This is a genomic window from Natrialba aegyptia DSM 13077 (assembly GCF_000337535.1).
Taxonomy (GTDB): domain Archaea; phylum Halobacteriota; class Halobacteria; order Halobacteriales; family Natrialbaceae; genus Natrialba; species Natrialba aegyptia.
In genome coordinates, this window is record NZ_AOIP01000032.1 from 303,764 (window position 1) to 319,836 (window position 16,073).

Genomic DNA, 16,073 nt, shown 5'->3' on the forward strand with positions numbered 1-16,073 from the left:
TCCCGTTTCTCGACCCGCGGACGCTAACTGATTCGAGCACGAACGGCAGCCATGAACGTCGCACTCCTCACCGTCGGCGACGAACTCCTCGCCGGCGAGACGACCAACACCAACGCCTCGTGGCTCGCCGCCCGACTCACCGAACGCGGCGCGACCGTCCGTCGCATCCTGACGGTCCCCGACGACCGCGAGTTGATCGCGGCGACAGTGGCTCGCTGGCAGGACGACTCCGAGATCGATGCGATCATCGCCACCGGCGGGATCGGCGGCACTCCCGACGACGTGACGGTGCCCGCCGTCGCGGACGCGCTCGATCGCGAGTTCGTCGTCTTCGAGGAGATGTACGACCGATTGCGCGAGAAGGCGACTGCGTTCCGCGAGGAAAACCCCGACCTCGTCGCGGAGTACGATCTCGAACTCGATCTGGAGGCCGCCGCCTCCCTGCCGGAAGGCGCGACGCCGATCGTCGTAGACGAGGGGTGGGCCCCCGGCTGCGTCGTCGAGAACGTCTACGTCTTCGCGGGGATTCCCGAGGAGATGCACGCGATGTTCGAGTCGGTTGCCGCGGAGTTCAGCGGCGAGACGGTCTCGCAGACGATTTTCACGCCTGCACCGGAGGGGGCGCTACACGAGGTCCTCGAGACGGTTACCGACGAGTTCAGCGTGAGCGTGGGAAGTTATCCTCGGAGTCCGGATCGACCGGGGCGGATTCGTGTCTCCGGGTCCGATCCGGAGGTGGTCGAGCGGGCGATTTCGTGGCTCGAGGCGCGCGTCGAGACGGTCGAGCCCCCGTCGTCCTGATCGATCTCAACAGCAGCCGACCGTCACCGGTACAAGGAGAGATAAAGCATCCCGAAGCCGACGATGAAGGGGATCGTTTCGACGATGTAGAAGGCGGTTGCTGCCGAGGGAAGCTGGGACGTGATGGTCGTGAGAGCGACGCCCATACTGAGGAAGGCAAAGCCGATAAACGCCGACTCGAGACGTTTGGATTGGTTTTTCGTATACGATTGAAAGCTGATGAGCGTGAGTCCAAGCGCCAGGGCGAACACGGTCAACTGCATCAGCATCAGAACGGCCTCGGCGAGTTCAGCGAGCATCATATCTATATCGAGTCACCCGTTTCGTGACGGGATTGGGACAGGTATGGATGTAAGTGGTACTGCCGTGAGCGGGAACGTTGATGAGTCTTGTGGGCACACGGTCCGGATCGACAATCGGCGGAATCGACGCCGGCGCGAGTGAGATTTCGGAGACGGGAGACGTCGCCAACGGGTGGTGCGTTCGATGCGGGAGTGGGAGACGTGACAGCCATCACAATCGTCACTACTTCGCACCGAGTTCGTCCCAGAGGCGGCTAAACCGGTCGGGGAGATTCTCCTCGCGGAAGATACGAACGTCGTACTCGTCGTCTTCCAGTGAGATGACGGTGCTGTTGAAGTTGCACGTGTACTCCTTGTAGTGGTTGCCGTCGTCGGCGACGAGCGTTCGGTCGTTGATCAACTCGTTTTCCTTGAGGAGGTCGAGACGCCGATAGATCGTCGGCCGCGAGAGGTCGAGTCGCTCTGCGAGTTCTTTCGCAGATCCTGGCTCACGACTAATCGAGGCGAGGACGGTGCGTGCGTGCTCGTCCCCGATAGTATCGAGAATTTCTTCGATAGAGGACTCGTGTTCCATGTCTAACGCGTAGTGTGATTCAGAGAAAAAGGTTTTCCGGGTCGTCTGAATATCTCCCTCCGTTATATTTTTATTGGCCGACAACAAACACCTTGTATCGGCACGATTCAACGTCGTGTCAGCGATGTAGTATCTATATTTGCCGCTATTCTCAGATCGTGAAAATACCTATATATACCCCTTCTCCGCGCTAGAAGTCCCTGACCGGAATATATCACCTCTAGGTGAGAGTGACGGGTATGGCAACGACTGATGGGGTGTCAAATGGGATGACCGAACCCTGTGAAGTTTGTGAAGTTGACACGTTACACGAAGTATCCGTACAACTCGTTACCGAAGGCGGCGAGGGGGACAATGCACGCTACTCGCGAGAACCGTACCGCGTTCGCGAGTGCCAGCGCTGTGGAAACCGTGAGAGCAAGCGGATGAACAACGCCTGATACTGCCGGACAAAAGTCAGTGAACACTCGATCGCGTCTCACGGATCGTCGCTCGTGGCGACGACCGTTCGAGTGCGATCGACGTGTGAATAGTTTTGTCCGGCAGTATGAACGGACTGGGAGCGGCCGCATCGAATTCTGCAGGCTGAACGCCGTACATTTACTTTTCGAGCTGATTACCCTGCCGTGATCGGTCCGGTAGCTACTTGAGTCAACCGTCCGACCCATGAGATGACTATGGGCGGACGCGGGCCGAAACGTGAACTCGCAGAGAAGATTGCCGGCGAAATCACCCTGAGTGACGACCCCGGTGCGACGCTTCGCAAGTGGCGCACCGACTTCGACACCTCCCAGACGGACCTCGCCGCCGAACTCGACGTCTCTTCGTCGGTCATCTCCGACTACGAGAGCGGCCGGCGGGAGAGCCCCGGGATCGGCGTCGTCGGTCGGCTCGTCGACGGGCTGCTCGCAATCGACGAACGCCGCGGCGGTAACCGGATTCGCCAGTACGGACGCGTTCTCTCGGCCGGATTCGACAGCGATGTCGTCCTCGATCTGCGCGAGTACCCGAGTTCAGTTCGTCTCTCGGAGGTGTACGACAACGTCGGCGCGACGGAAGTCGTCGACGGACACACGGACCGAATCAACGGCCACACCGTCATCGATAGCATCGAGGCGATCACCCGCCTCTCGAGCGAGGAGTTCTTCCGGCTGTACGGACAGAGCACGAACCGCGTGCTCGTGTTTACGAGCGTGACCCGCGGCGAGGCTACCGCGGTCGCGCTTCGCGTCCTCAATCCGACGCCGAACGCGGTGATCCTGCACGGCCTCGACGAAGCGGATCTCTGGCCGCACGCGGCCGATCTGGCCCGGATCGACGGCTACTCGCTCGCCGTGACATCGACGCCGCTCGAGGAGTTGCTCGATGAACTCGCGAGTCTCGAGTGAGCGGGTCGAGCGGATGGGGTGGACGGAACGACTGACGCTCGCGCTGACGGCCGGCTACCTCGTGACGCTGGCAGCTGTCTTTATCATCGACGAGCCGATTCTCTGGGTCCTCTGGGCGGCCGGAGCGGTCGGTATCGTCGGTGTCGTGTTGCTCGCGGTCAATTGGTCGCGGGCCGTCCCGGTCGCGAGCGGGAGCGACGATCCGGTCTCTACGGCGGAGACGGGGACGGGGACGAGGACGGGACCTGGAACCGAGACTGAGACCGAGAATGGGACTGAAACTGGAACGAGGGCGGAAAAGCCGGCAGCTACCGAGGACGGTGGGGAAACGAACGCAAACGCCGAACGAGACTAAGGTACTGCGCGCTGTCGCTGCGGAGCGGTCCGCGATCAGGCTATCTGCTCTTCGTACTCGTCGGCCGAGAGCAACGCGTCGAGTTCGTCGGCGTCGGCGGCGTCGACTTCGAGCATCCAGCCGTCGCCGAACGGGTCGTCGTTGACGAGTTCGGGAGCGTCGAACAGGTCGTCGTTGACGGCGACGACTTCGCCGCTGACCGGCGCGTAGAGATCGGAGACGGCTTTGATGGATTCGATGACGCCGAACTCGGTATCTTGTTGGATGGTCTCGCCCTCGTCGGGGAGTTCGACGAAGACGACGTCGCCGAGTTCGTCCTGTGCGAAGTCGCTGATGCCGATCCGGATTCGACCGTCTGCGTTGGTTTCGGTTTCTGTTTCGAGTGCCCATTCGTGGGAGTCCTGATATCGTCGATCGTCGGGGATGTCGAAGCTCATTGGTGTGTCTTGGAATCTGCGTCTGTCGTCGTGTGTCTGTGCGCTTCGTGTCGCTGGTCGTGTCTCCGTCCGTCTCTGGACGGTCCTCGGACGATGCCGGGAGACGACGAGTACGAGTCTGTGCCGCTACGTATCCGTATACACACAGCCGTACTTATACCGTATCGATAAACGGCGTCGGTTCGACGCGCGCTTTTTTCGATCGGCCACGGACGACTACCTGAAGGGTCGTACCGGGTTCTGCGTACTCGCTCGGGACGTAGCCGAGTCCGATAGGTTGGTCGACGGTCGGACTCATGGTGCCGCTCGTGACGGTCCCGATGACGCGGTCGTCGGTGTTCGTGATGTCGTAGCCGTGGCGCGGAACCCCGCGGTCGATCAGCTGGAAGCCGACGAGTTCTTCCTCGGCTCCGTCTTCGCGCGCCCGGTCGAGCGCGTCGCGGCCGACGAATTCGGTGTCGAGCGCGACGGTAAAGCCGATGCCGGCCTCGTAGGGGGTTCGAGGGTTCGACTCGTGGTCAAAGTCCTGGCCCGCGAGCAGGAGTCCGGCCTCGATGCGGAGGGTATCTCGTGCGCCGAGACCGCAGGGCTGGCACTCGAACTGCGACCAGATCCGTTCGGCGTCTTCCCACGGGGCGATCAGTTCGAACCCGTCCTCGCCGGTGTAGCCGGTTCGAGCGGTCCAGCACTCGATGCCGTCGATCGTCGCCGTCATCGCCTGGAACCGGTTCAGATCGGTGACGGACTCGTCGGCGACGGCTGCGACGAGTTCGGCTGCGTCCGGTCCCTGAATGGCGAACATGGCGTACTCGTCGGTGCGGTTGTCGACGGTCGCCTCGAGGTCGAACTCGTTGCGGTAGTCGATCCACCGTTCGTGGGTTTCCTCGTCGGTCCCGGCGTTCGGGACGAAGAGGTAGGTCGGGTCGTCGTCCTCGTCCGGCAGCCGGTAGATCACCGTGTCGTCGATGATGATACCTTCCTCGTCGGTGAGGACGGCGTATTGGGAGTCACCGACGTCGAGACGGGTCACGTCGTTCGAGGTGAGCCGCTGCATCAGCGTCGTCGCGTCCGGCCCGGTGACGTGAATCTGACCCATGTGGGAGACGTCGAAGATGCCGACAGCGTCTCGGACGGCCTCGTGTTCGGCCTGGATCGAGTCGAACTCGACCGGCATGTCCCAGCCGCCAAACTCCGTAAACTTGGCCCCCCGTTCGTCGTGAATTCCACGCAATGGCGGCGTCTGAAGCGGCATACTCGGGTGGACACGCCCGGGGTAGTAAGGTCTTTTGTGATTTCGATAGTCCATCAGCGGACGATGGCCGATAAAAGAAACTGCCAGATGAGTGCTGGCGGTGCTGGCTGCACCGAGTGCGCTGTGGTGAGACGACTGCCGGATGTGACGTGGCACCGAACCCGGACCAGCGCACTGCTGTCAGGTGGGTGAATTGTGAACTCGGGTGACGGGTTACTTGCCGAGTTCTTCGATGGACAGCGTGTAGGAGCCGCTGCCGCTGTACTGGTTAACGAGGATGCCGAGTTCCTCGCTACCGGAGAGGTCGACCGTGATCTCCTCGTCCGAGCCCCAGTTGTACGAGCGGCGGTCGTAGTCCGATGTGGTTGGCGTGCGACCGTCGAGAGTCAGGTAGAGGTCGAAGTCGGCACTCGACGGGCCGCTCAGCGAGACGGTGGCGCTGCACGGATTCGCCGTCTCGAGCGTGTAGGAGTAGGAGTCGCTCGAGTTACTACTGCTAAGGTTGCCCTCTGCGGTTTCGGTATTCGTCTCGTCACCGCAAGTCCCATCGCCTGGATCGCCGCCACCGTCACCGTCGCCGGGATCGGTCGTAACGGCCTGTCCGGCGTCGACACGACCGTGACCCTGTTCCTCCGAGGAGAGACCGACATCGACGGCGGTGTTTTGCAGGTGACTGCGCAGTTCCGCGTTCGAGAGATCCGGGTGAGCGGAGAGCGTGAGCCCGGCAACGCCGGCGACGACTGGTGACGCCATCGACGTGCCGGAGAAGGTGTCGTAGTCGTCCCACGGAATCGAGGAGAGGACGTTCCCGCCGGGTGCGGCGAGTTCGATCTCCGGCCCGACGTTCGAGAACGCCGAGAGCGTTTCGCCCTCGTCGAGCGAGGAGACGGCCATGACCGTGTCGTAGGCCGCGGGATAGGAGACGCTGCTGCCGTAGTCGTTACCGGCGGCAGCGACCAGCAGCGAGCCCTGGTTGTTGGCGTACTCGCAGGCGTTCGAGAGCGTCTGGCTGAAGCCGCCGCCACCAAGGGACATGTTGATCACGTCGGCACCCTGGTCGGCGGACCACTGGATTGCGTCGGCAATGTCCGTAAGCGACCCGCCACCACCATCGCCGAGTGCGCGAGCCGACAGGAGCGAACAGTTGCTGATTCCGGCGTGACCGGTTCCGTTGTCCGTTCCGCCGGCGGCGATTCCACCGACGTGAGTGCCGTGGTTTTCGCTGGCACTGGCCGGGTACGGATCGCCGTCGTTGTCGACGAAGTCGTCGCCGTAGTTCGAGACGCTCCCATCCATGTTCCCTTCGAGATCCTCGTGATCATACTGGATCCCCTGGTCGACGACCGAGATCGTCACGCCGGGATCGCCGTAGGTGACGTCCCAGGCGGTCTCACAGTTGACTTGCTGTGGAGCGTACTGCTGGCCGTACTGCGGATCGTTCGGCGTTGCGATGGCCTCGTAGGTCGCGTTGTCCTCCGCGTATTCGACGTCGTCCGCTTCGAGGACGTTTCGCTTGAAATTCTCCCGTGCCTGCGTCGAGGCCCTGCTCGGGAACTCGACGGCGACGTATCCGAGCGTCTCGTTCGTGTGAACGATCGTCGCCTTACTCGGCAGTTTCGAGTCGATCGTCGCCTTACTGGCCGAGACGGAGTCCGATACCCCGACGACAATCTCGTCCTTTTTCGGACCCGGACTCCGTCCAGGTGTTGCGCTGGTAACTCCACCAAGTCCCAGGAATGCCCCCAGTGCGCTGGTTGCTTTCAATACCGATCGCCGTCCGATATTCCTCTTGGTATCACGAGACATGATACGACATGAGAAATACTGATATTCTATTAAAGTGTTATGAAACAGGTTAGAATTTATTACTGTACCTATGCGGATGTAGAGCTCTCCTATCGACAAATATCATTAATCAATAACCAATGACAATTGTCTTTTCGAATAGCTCATCGGTTTGTCGATAAACAGCACTACAGTTTCCGCTTCAAAAGATCGCTTGGAGCGCCAACTCGACCGCCATACTGAGCTATCACGACTCGTTTCGCTACACCTATCCCGGGCCCGTGGCTACCGCTCGGTATGTTCGATCGCGTTCGCGCCCGTCTCGCCCCCGATTCTACCCCCGAGCAACAGCGGGAACTAGCCGTCGGGCTGCTCGTCGATGGACCGAACGTCTTCCGCGACGAGTTCGATGTCGATCTCGACGATCTCCGTTCGGCCGCGAGTGAACTCGGCCGCGTCGGCGTTATCAGGCTCTATCTGGACGAACACGCGACCCCCGGCCTCATTCAGGCGGCCGAGGCGCGCGGCTTCGAAGTCGTCGTGACGAGCGGCGATGTCGACGTGAAACTCGCCGTCGATGCGACCGCACTGTCCTGTGACGGGACGATCGACCGCCTCGCGATCGCCTCGCGAGATACGGACTTCAAGCCCGCTCTCGAACACGCCGGAACGCGAGGTATCGAAACGATCGCAATCGCGCCGGGATCGCACGGCCGCTCCGATGCGCTTCAAAACGCGGCGGACGAGGCGGTGACGCTCGGGACCTGAAGTACAGGCCCTCACCGTCCCATCGGCTGATGGAGTCTTTATACGCTCCCCGGTCGTTCATCACCTATGCAGCAGGTATCTCACCACGGCCGGCAGACGGCCTACGAGTGCACCGATCGAGGTGGTGACGGACCAACGGTCTGTTACGTCCACGGCAGCGGCGGCACGAAAGACGTCTGGAAGTCCCAGCACCGCCTCGCGGATCGAACACCGGTCGTCACGCTCGATCTGAGCGGCCACGGCGACTCGGACGACGTCGACGCGAGCGGGGGATATACGGCACTTTCGGCCTACGCCGACGACGTTATCGCCGTCGCAACGGAAACCGACAGTCAGGTTCTGGTCGGGAACTCGCTCGGCGGGGCGCTCGTCTTGCACGTGCTGCTCGAACGCGCCGACGAGTTCAGCCCGGCAGCCGTCGTGTTGACCGGGACGGGTGCCCGCCTCGGCGTCCTCGACGACCTGCGCGAGTGGCTCGCGAGCGACTTCGAGCGGGCGATCGAGTTCCTCCACGGTCCCGATCGGCTCTTCCACGATGCCGATCCTGAACTCGTCGAACACTCGAAAGCACAGATGCGCGCGTGCGGACAGACGGTTACTCGCCGGGATTTCGAGACCTGCCACGCGTTCGACGTTCGCGCTGAACTCGGTGAGATCGACGTGCCGACGCTCGTCGTCTACGGCGAGGCCGATATGCTGACGCCGCCGCGGTATCACGAGTTCCTCGCCGACGGAATCACCGATGCTCGAGCGGTCAAGATTGACGACGCGGCGCACCTGTCGATGCTCGAGCGACCGGCGGCGTTCAACGACGCTGTGAGCGGCTTTGTCGAGTCGATTGGGGAGTGACGACGAGTTTCGGGATGGCGGGTGTGCTATAGTAGCCACTGAAAGTCAGTGCACACCTGATCGTGCGACAGCTGTACGATCAGTGTGTAAACCGTTTCAGTTGTTACTATAGATAACAGTCGAGTTGCAGTCCTGCGAGTTGCTGGCTGAACGGCGGACAGACCGGAACGCAGAAAAGCAGATCAGTACAGTTCGTCGAGGTCCTCGGCCTCGTGGCTGTGTTCATCGGCGGGAAACGCGCCGGACTCGACCGCGGAGACGTAGTCGTCGATCGCGGATTCCATCTCCTCACGTACGGAGCCAAACTGCTCGGCGAACGACGGTGACCACTCGCTGAGCCCGACCGCGTCGTCGACGACGAGCACCTGACCGTCACACGCCGGCCCGGCACCGATTCCGATCGTCGGAATATCGAGTTCAGCCGTGATCTCGGCCGCCAGGTTCGACGGGATGTGTTCGAGGACGAGCGAGAACGCGCCGGCGGCTTCGTGTTCCCGGGCGAGCTCGAAGATGCGATCAGCGGCTTCCCGGTCGGTCCCCTGTCGGGGATAGCCGCCGTAGCGGTTGACGTGCTGGGGCGTCAGGCCGAGGTGGGCCATCACCGGAATGCCGAGTTGGACCATCCTCTCCGTGAGGTCGACCGTGTGGGGCCCGCACTCGAGTTTGACCGCCTCGGCGTTTTCCTCTTTGAGCATGCGGCCGGCGTTCTCGATGCTCTCGGCGTCGTCGACGCCGAAGGAGAGGAAGGGCATGTCGGCGACGACCAGGGCGTCGTCGGTAGCGCGCGAGACCGCTCCCACGTGGCGTGCAATGTCGTCGACGGTTACCGGCAGCGTCGACTCGTGACCGAGCGAGGTGTTGCCGACGCTGTCACCGACGAGAATAACGTCGACGCCGGCCTCGTCGACGAGTTCGGCCGTCGGCGCGTCGTAGGCCGTCAGCATCGTGATCGGATTCTCACCCGCCATCGCGGTCAGGTCCCTGACTGTGGGCATAGTCACGTGTTGGCGCTCGAGTAGTAAACAGCACCGTTCTTCTCTTCACCGGCGCGAGCGCCGGCGAGGCGAGCGGGTGACCCGCGACGCTTAAGAGGACTGGGTCGGGAGTCTGAACCGTGCCAGAACCCGTCGAAACGACCACGCCCGAGGGCGTCGACTACGGGTGGGTGATGCAGGTCACCTTCGTCGTCACGATCATCGCCGGTTCGCCGCTCGTTGCGCTCCTCTCGACGACTGCCGAGCTGCCGACGTGGGGCTCGCGGGCCGAGTTCGCGATCCGCGTCGGCGCAGTCATCTGGCTGTTCGTCGCGGTGGGCGTCTTCGTCTACGCAAAGCGAGCGCAGCGCTGACGGCCCCGGAACGCTGGATTCAGCCGCTCGGTGAACTCGAAGTGGGTCGTAGACTTAGACGCCCGACGGGCCATCACCGACGTACTGAAAGTCGACGCCGGCTCGCCGTGCCGTCCGCTCGTCCCGCTCGGAGTCGCCGACGAAGACCGCCTGCTCGGGCTCGACACCGAGTTCACCGACGGCGGCGAGCAGCGGTTCCGGATCGGGTTTCTGGGTGGCGACCGTATCGCGACCGACGACGACATCGACCGCCGGCGTGAGGCCGTGGTTCTCGAGTGCGTGCCGGCAGGCGGCCTCGCAGTTGAGCGAGCAGACGCCGATCGGGACGGATCGGGCTTCGAGATCGGCCGCGAACGGGAGTCGCGGTGCGGTCCGTGCGCCCGTTCGTTCGTGGCTGGCGATCGTCTCCTCGACCACTTCGAGGAGGCCCGCCTCGGCTGCGCCCTCGAGCATCGCCCAGAGATCGTCCCCGGGCGGCTCGGTGGCCGCGTCGTCGTACACTGCACGAACGTCGGACGCGACGGCGTCCCAGTCGACGTCGAGATCGACGAGCGTCCCGTCGAGGTCGTAGACGATCGCATCGTACCCGTTCAGAGCGATCACGTGCCACAGTAGAAGCCGCCGACGAATATACTGTGTGCTCCGCGACCTCGTTACTCCATTGCGACCTCGCCCGTCGGATCGTCGAGTTGTTCGCCAGCAAGAACGCGGTTCGCCCGCCGGAGCCGTTCCGAGAGCGCCTGATGCGAGATGTCGAGTTCACACGCGAGTTCTTCGAGCGAGATTTCGCGGGGAACGTCGTAGTAGCCCTGTTGGTAGGCTTCGGCGATGGCTTCCCGTTGGGGATCGGTCAGCGCGGCCGTGGTCTCGATTTCGTCGTCGCCGGCCTCGACCAGTCGCTTTACGTCGACGTGGACGGACTCGTCCTGCGATTCGATCGCGGCGACCGCGTCCGAGAGATCCTCGCGCTCGGGAAAGAGGAGCCGCAACGTCCACCGATTATCGGTTATCTGGGCGTCGAGGACGGCCCCGTCGCCCTCGTAGATGGAACTGCAGACGGACCGCACTCCCTCGCCGTACCGAAGTTGGTAGAACCAGTCGGTCGGTTCCGCGTTCGCGTCGGCTGTTTCGCTCACCTCGCTCGTCGCGTCCGCCCCCGCATCGTCGGCCGAACTCGTGAGCAGGTGTGAGTACGCTGCGATCGTCGGATCCGCATCGAGCGCCGCCTCGAGTTCGTCCCTATCGACGCCCGAGAACCAGACGAACGGAACCGTTCGAGCGGGTCCCTCGGCGATGACGCTCTCGACGCGAACGGAAACGGTCGATAACTGGTCGACCGTCTCGCCAAGCGCGAACTCGTCGACCGGCAGGGAGATGACGGCAATGGTCGTCATCGGAATCTCACCCCGACCGAAGCGTCCGGTCTGCCGCCGGAAAGCGTGGTACTCTCCACAGTCCGACGGGTCGGTTGGCGAACGACACCGCGGTCGTCGGAGACGTTGAGTTTGAGGGGAAACATCTCAGGACCTCCGATCGCGGCAGCAGGTGCGATACGTGGCGACCGCTCAACGCGCCTGTGAGTGGCCCGACACGCTCGCTCGTGATCGCTCTGGCCGGATCGCGCTAGTACGAAAACATGTCGTCTTGTCGGTTGATGGCCCGGCCTTTGTGTTCCAGCGGTTTAAATAGGGGATCGAATACGGCGACAGCGCCGTGCCGCGGCGAGTGCGTTATCCCAGTCTCGCAAACCGGTTGAGGGCGTACACCGTTCGCAGGATATCGACGCTTCGACCGCGATCGAAAACGAGTTCGTCCGTCTCGAGGACGTGCTCGATGGTATCGCGGGAGGCGTGTTCCGGCGCGGCCGCGATACCGGTTCCGTTCTCGGCGGCCCACCGCATGACCCGCAGGTCGCTCTTCGAGTCGCCCATCACGAGCGCGAACGGGTCCGTGACGTCGAGCACGTCGAGCGCGCGTTCGACGCCGACGACCTTGTTCAGTTCGAGGCTCCCGATTTCGGCCGCATCGGCCTCGTAATAGGCCACGTCGATCCGCTCGAGTATCCGTTCGAGTTCGTCCGGGACGGCGGCGGCCTCCAGGTCAGGATAGCCGCCCTCGCTCTCGAGGACGGCCCTGATCTCGGGGTCCTGAGCGGCGTAAAAGGTGCGCGTCCAGTCCGTAACCGGTTGTTCGTCGAGTTCGTGGTCGCCGTCACCGTCACCGTCAGCGTCCGTCGACGCGAAAATCGCGGCAACTGCGTCCGAAAGCAGGTCGAGCAGATAGACCAGCGCCTCGTCGATGATCTCGCGGGCGTTCGACGACCCGGTTTCGTAGTTCGGCTTCATCGTGACGTTGAACTCGTTGCCCTGCAAGTGACAGCCCCGCCGGAGGTCTTCGGATGCCTCGGGGAGCACGCGCGAGCGCACGTCGTCGAACACGTCCCTGATCTCGGCGTCCAGATCCTCGTAGAGCAGTTGCTTCGTCTCCGCGCCGTGGCCTGGGGTGAAGACACCCGTTCCCGCCTCGTAGACGATCGAGAGATTTCCGGAGTGAACGATTTCGCTGCCGAGCCCCTGGATGGCAAATCCCTTGACGTTCTCTAAGGTCTGGCCCGTGCAGATGACGATGGGAACGCCGGCCTCGTGGAACTCGGTCAGCACGTGAAGCGTTTCGCGGGGGATTTCGTTATCCGTCCCGCCCGCCGACCGCAGCGTTTCGTCGACGTCCAGCACGAGGACGTTTACGTCGCGGCCGTACTTGGCTTCGAGATCGAGCGCGGTAAAGGCCTGCTCGCGGGTCGCCCGCGCGACGATTTCCGCAAACGTTCCGCCGGCCGCGAAGTCGCCGCGAATCTCGTCCTTTCGGGCCTCGAGTTCATCGCTTGCATCTTGCCAGTGCTCGAGTGCGACTCGCGAGTCGACCGCGGGAAAGACATCGACGAACTCCTGGTACTCTCGCAGCGTCTCCGTCTCGTACTCGTCGTAGAGCCGATAGACGAGGTCGTATCGCTCCATGGTACGTAGAGCCAGTGGCAGGGAGATAATCGTTTTCCGTCCTGTGGCAGTACTTGACGGTGATCGACTCGGGCAGCCGCCATCGGAAAGTCAACTACACGTCATGTCGCGGCTCATTTCTCATCGGACGATACGACTATAAAAACCGCGTCCGAAGGAACGGCATATGAAGAACGTCGACGATCTCATCGAGAGCGCGGCTGAACTCGCAGCCCGCGGCCTCTCGAAGGGCGAAATCGCGGACGAACTGAACGTCTCCCGGGAGACGGCGAGTTGGCTCGTCGAGCGAAGCGACGCGACGACCCAGTCCGAAGGGCGGCCAGCACAGTCGGCACCGACGGGAGCGGACGCGACGACGGAAAACGGGAGCCGTCCACAGGACATCCACGTCGACTGGGCCGCTATCGGCCGCGACAGCAAGCGCATGAGCCACGTCGCCGCCGCGATGGCCGATCTGTTGGCCAAACACGGCGAGGACGTCGACCTCACCATCGGGATCGAAAAGGCCGGCGGCCCCATCGCAACGCTCGTCGCACGTGAACTCGAGACCGATCTCGGCACCTACACGCCGGCAAAACACCAGTGGGAGGAAGGCGACATCGAGGACCTCGGCGGGACCTTCTCCCGAAACTTCGCCGGTATCCGTGACCGCGAGTGTTACATCGTCGACGACACCATAACTAGCGGGACGACGATGCGAGAGACGATCGAGGCGATCCGTGCTGAAGGCGGTGAACCGCTTGCCTGCGTCGTCCTCGCCGACAAACAGGGGCTCGAGGAAATCGACGGCGTCCCGGTCTACTCGCTCGTGCAGGTCATTAGCGTCGGGAAGGACGATTGAGACGGTCTGCGGTACCGATTTTCCGCGCACTCGCAGGACACAGGACGGGTCGCGAGCGCGCCGAAACTGACTGACGGCAGCCCGTACGAACGGACTGTCATCGAGTGAGAACGGGCGGAACGCTAGTGGACATCTCGATCGTGTTCGCAGCCGTCGGCCAACCGCGCCGGTGTTTCGGACCGAACGTCGATCGCGGCCGGCCGCGCGAGCGTCATTGCTGAGAGCGGTTCCGGTACCGCGGAACCCTCGCTCGTGCTCGTTGCCGGTGTCGGAGTCCGAGTCGATAGCGAATCCAAGTAGTCTCACAAAACGCCGCCTGGGTAGTCCAGAGACAGCGGACGGCTACCACGTACGTAACTGGCGTCTGAGAGATGTGAACTCGGCGTCCGTGTACGATTTCGAGAGTATGCATACCTTCAGCGGAACGAGTTCAAGTGCCGTGTTATCATGTATTTATTCCGGATAGAAGTTCAGAGAACGCAAATGGCGTTTGTCACTCTCCGCGAACCGGATAGGTGGCACATTCTCTTGGGGAACGACGTCCGGGTATGGAGCGAGGGTACGATAATGACCGATCGATTCACGCGGCGACGGTTGATCGCAGTCAGTGGTACCGTATGTGCGGCCGCACTCGCAGGCTGTGGCGATAGCGGGGAGGATAATGAGACGACCGACGATGGGGCCGGTGACGAAACCGGGACGGGCGACGAGACGAACGGCGAAGAGAACGGGATGGGGAATGAAACGGACGGCGCGGAGAACGGAAACGAAACGGACGGAATGGACGGTGAGAACGATACCAGCGAGGAGAACGGCATGGACAACGAGACGAGCGACGAGGATATGTAACTATAGTAGCCACTGAAAGCCAGTGCACACCTGATCGCACGATGGCTGTACGATCAGTGTGTGTATCGTTTCAGTTGCTACGATAGCTGGCGGAGACTGCCTTCGGAAGCGAAACCGTCTCGCCTCCCCGGCCGGCCAGAGACGACGTTTGCTTGTCACGTCGTTTCAAACTGCGGCATAGCTACCGTCTTGGGAGGCGTACACTCCCTGTGAAAACGCATCCGCGGCTGATACCGTTCGAAAACCGTCTCTACACCCGGTGGTGATCGAAGCCGCGAGATGGGGCGGTTCCGCCGCGATACCGGAGAGAGAGAAGCGGTCCGTCACTCGAGTTCAAGTAGCAGACTGTCACAGAGCGCGTCCGGGCCCGCGTTTTCGAGGAGTCGCCGCTGTTTGCTCGCGCCGCTTTCGCGCTCGTAGACTCGTTTGATGCCGTCGATGCCGAGTCGGTCGCACTCGCGGTCGACTACTTCGCCGAGGGAGACGGTGCCGTCGAGTTCGCGATCGATGAACGATGCCTCGTGTCCGTAGCGCAGGGCGCGCCACTTGTTTTCGTCTAAGAGTTCGCGGCGGTGGCGGGAGTTGGGGGTGCCGTCCTCGTACTCCTCGGCCAGCGCCTCGACGAGGGCGTGGGCGTACTCGACGAACGCCATCACGATATCCGGATCGGCCTGGCCGTCGGGTGTTCGGAGTTCGACGGTGCCGTGTTCCGTGTGCGGGCGGACGTCGTACCAGAGTTCGCCGCGGTCGTTGATCGAGTCGGTCGCGAGCATGCGGCGTTCGAAGCGGTCGAAGGCGTCGAAGTCCTCGAAGTAGGTCGGCATGCCGGTGTTGGGGAGTCCTTCGAAGAGTTTCGCGCGGGCGGACTGGAGGCCGGTGTCGAAGCCGTCCCAGTACGGCGAGTTCGCCGAGAGCGCGAGCATGATCGGGACGTACCACCGCAGCTCGTTGGCGATCCAGACGGCCTTATCGGCGTCGTCGACGCCGACGTGGACGTGAACGCCGGCGGTCGTATTGCGGTGCTGTGGGTACTGGATGCGATCGAGCTGGGCTCGGTAGCGGGGTTTCTCCGCGTGCTCGAGTTCGCGCCACTTCGCGAGCGGGTGCAAGCCGGCGGCGGCGATCCGAAAGCCGTGGCGTTCGGCGTGGTCGACGAGCGCGCGGCGGATTTCGAGTAGCGCCGCCCGCGCGTTTGCGGGGTCCTCGATGAGCGGCGTCTGGGTTTCGATGACGAACTTGAACAGTTCGTGGTCGAGTCGATCGGCGAGGATTTCGGGGGGGTCGTGTTCGTAGACGAGTTCGTCGGTGCCGCTCGTGGGCCGACCGCGCTCGTCGACGACGAAACACTCCTCTTCGATCCCCAGTGTGCCCATACGCGTAAACGAATCCGGCGACCCGCGTTCCATCGTGGAGTCCTTTTAGCCGCGGCAGTAAATACGGTTTGGAGTTGGTCGCAGACGTATCAACACGGGTTATCCTCATTTTTGAATGAGTATTTTGGATACAGAAT

The 16,073-nt window shown here is 62.6% G+C and carries 19 protein-coding genes; 9 read left to right on the top strand and 10 right to left on the bottom strand.

What is annotated here, in order from left to right; all coding sequences use genetic code 11:
- Positions 1–51 precede the first annotated feature (51 nt).
- Positions 52–801 (top strand): competence/damage-inducible protein A, encoded by a 750-nt coding sequence (locus C480_RS15495; protein WP_006666564.1) that lies wholly within the window; start codon positions 52–54, stop codon positions 799–801.
- A gap of 23 nt (positions 802–824) precedes the next feature.
- On the opposite strand, the gene C480_RS15500 is transcribed toward C480_RS15495, so the two are convergent.
- Together C480_RS15500 and C480_RS15505 are read right to left on the bottom strand one after the other, a co-directional pair.
- Positions 825–1,103, bottom strand: a complete 279-nt coding sequence (locus C480_RS15500) for a DUF7521 family protein (RefSeq protein ID WP_006666565.1) — start codon at positions 1,101–1,103, stop codon at positions 825–827.
- 223 nt (positions 1,104–1,326) lie between these two features.
- Entirely contained in the window at positions 1,327–1,677 is a 351-nt protein-coding gene (locus C480_RS15505) for an ArsR/SmtB family transcription factor (RefSeq protein WP_006108860.1), read from the bottom strand.
- A gap of 239 nt (positions 1,678–1,916) precedes the next feature.
- Between C480_RS15505 and C480_RS15510 the strand changes: the two genes are divergently transcribed.
- From C480_RS15510 to C480_RS15520, 3 genes are all read left to right on the top strand, one after another.
- Entirely contained in the window at positions 1,917–2,117 is a 201-nt protein-coding gene (locus C480_RS15510; RefSeq protein ID WP_006666566.1) for a DUF7835 family putative zinc beta-ribbon protein, read from the top strand.
- Positions 2,118–2,354: 237 nt separating this feature from the next.
- Positions 2,355–3,065 carry a helix-turn-helix domain-containing protein gene (locus C480_RS15515; protein ID WP_006666567.1) on the top strand — a complete coding sequence of 237 codons (711 nt, stop codon included), beginning with the start codon at positions 2,355–2,357 and terminating at the stop codon, positions 3,063–3,065.
- Entirely contained in the window at positions 3,043–3,420 is a 378-nt protein-coding gene (locus tag C480_RS15520) for a hypothetical protein (protein WP_006666568.1), read from the top strand. The genes C480_RS15515 and C480_RS15520 overlap by 23 nt, the downstream gene beginning before the upstream one ends.
- 35 nt (positions 3,421–3,455) lie before the next feature.
- On the opposite strand, the gene gcvH is transcribed toward C480_RS15520, so the two are convergent.
- The 3 genes from gcvH to C480_RS15535 all read right to left on the bottom strand — a co-directional run bounded on the left by gcvH (position 3,456) and on the right by C480_RS15535 (position 6,915).
- Entirely contained in the window at positions 3,456–3,857 is a 402-nt protein-coding gene (gene gcvH / locus C480_RS15525; protein WP_006666569.1) for a glycine cleavage system protein GcvH, read from the bottom strand.
- Positions 3,858–4,011: 154 nt separating this feature from the next.
- Positions 4,012–5,109, bottom strand: a complete 1,098-nt coding sequence (gene gcvT / locus C480_RS15530; protein ID WP_006666570.1) for a glycine cleavage system aminomethyltransferase GcvT — start codon at positions 5,107–5,109, stop codon at positions 4,012–4,014.
- 213 nt (positions 5,110–5,322) lie between these two features.
- A complete protein-coding gene (locus C480_RS15535; RefSeq protein ID WP_049903760.1) occupies positions 5,323–6,915 on the bottom strand; it encodes a S8 family peptidase in 1,593 nt (530 codons plus the stop codon).
- A 276-nt stretch (positions 6,916–7,191) separates the two neighbouring features.
- Between C480_RS15535 and C480_RS15540 the strand changes: the two genes are divergently transcribed.
- Together C480_RS15540 and C480_RS15545 are read left to right on the top strand one after the other, a co-directional pair.
- Complete coding sequence (locus C480_RS15540; RefSeq protein ID WP_006666572.1) at positions 7,192–7,662, top strand: NYN domain-containing protein; 471 nt, start codon at positions 7,192–7,194, stop codon at positions 7,660–7,662.
- 66 nt (positions 7,663–7,728) lie between these two features.
- The gene (locus C480_RS15545) at positions 7,729–8,511 is read left to right on the top strand and encodes an alpha/beta fold hydrolase (protein ID WP_006666573.1); all 783 of its coding nucleotides are present in this window, start codon (positions 7,729–7,731) and stop codon (positions 8,509–8,511) included.
- Positions 8,512–8,693: 182 nt separating this feature from the next.
- Here the strand turns inward: C480_RS15545 and panB are convergent, their stop codons facing one another.
- A complete protein-coding gene (panB, locus tag C480_RS15550; RefSeq protein WP_006666574.1) occupies positions 8,694–9,506 on the bottom strand; it encodes a 3-methyl-2-oxobutanoate hydroxymethyltransferase in 813 nt (270 codons plus the stop codon).
- Between the two features lie 119 nt (positions 9,507–9,625).
- Between panB and C480_RS15555 the strand changes: the two genes are divergently transcribed.
- On the top strand, positions 9,626–9,859 hold the full coding sequence (locus C480_RS15555; protein WP_006666575.1) for a DUF5822 domain-containing protein: 234 nt from the start codon (positions 9,626–9,628) through the stop codon (positions 9,857–9,859).
- 54 nt (positions 9,860–9,913) lie between these two features.
- Here the strand turns inward: C480_RS15555 and C480_RS15560 are convergent, their stop codons facing one another.
- The 3 genes from C480_RS15560 to C480_RS15570 all read right to left on the bottom strand — a co-directional run bounded on the left by C480_RS15560 (position 9,914) and on the right by C480_RS15570 (position 12,873).
- Positions 9,914–10,462, bottom strand: coding sequence for an HAD family hydrolase (locus C480_RS15560; protein ID WP_006666576.1), 549 nt, complete (start codon positions 10,460–10,462; stop codon positions 9,914–9,916).
- Between the two features lie 50 nt (positions 10,463–10,512).
- Positions 10,513–11,253 (bottom strand): helix-turn-helix domain-containing protein, encoded by a 741-nt coding sequence (locus C480_RS15565; RefSeq protein ID WP_006666577.1) that lies wholly within the window; start codon positions 11,251–11,253, stop codon positions 10,513–10,515.
- A gap of 336 nt (positions 11,254–11,589) precedes the next feature.
- Positions 11,590–12,873, bottom strand: a complete 1,284-nt coding sequence (locus C480_RS15570; protein WP_006666578.1) for an HAD family hydrolase — start codon at positions 12,871–12,873, stop codon at positions 11,590–11,592.
- Between the two features lie 166 nt (positions 12,874–13,039).
- Between C480_RS15570 and gfcR the strand changes: the two genes are divergently transcribed.
- The gene (gfcR, locus tag C480_RS15575) at positions 13,040–13,714 is read left to right on the top strand and encodes a transcriptional regulator GfcR (RefSeq protein ID WP_006666579.1); all 675 of its coding nucleotides are present in this window, start codon (positions 13,040–13,042) and stop codon (positions 13,712–13,714) included.
- Positions 13,715–14,281: 567 nt separating this feature from the next.
- Entirely contained in the window at positions 14,282–14,563 is a 282-nt protein-coding gene (locus C480_RS15580; protein WP_006666580.1) for a hypothetical protein, read from the top strand.
- Between the two features lie 323 nt (positions 14,564–14,886).
- On the opposite strand, the gene C480_RS15585 is transcribed toward C480_RS15580, so the two are convergent.
- A complete protein-coding gene (locus tag C480_RS15585; protein ID WP_006666581.1) occupies positions 14,887–15,969 on the bottom strand; it encodes a glutamate--cysteine ligase in 1,083 nt (360 codons plus the stop codon).
- Between the last annotated feature and the right edge of the window lie 104 nt (positions 15,970–16,073).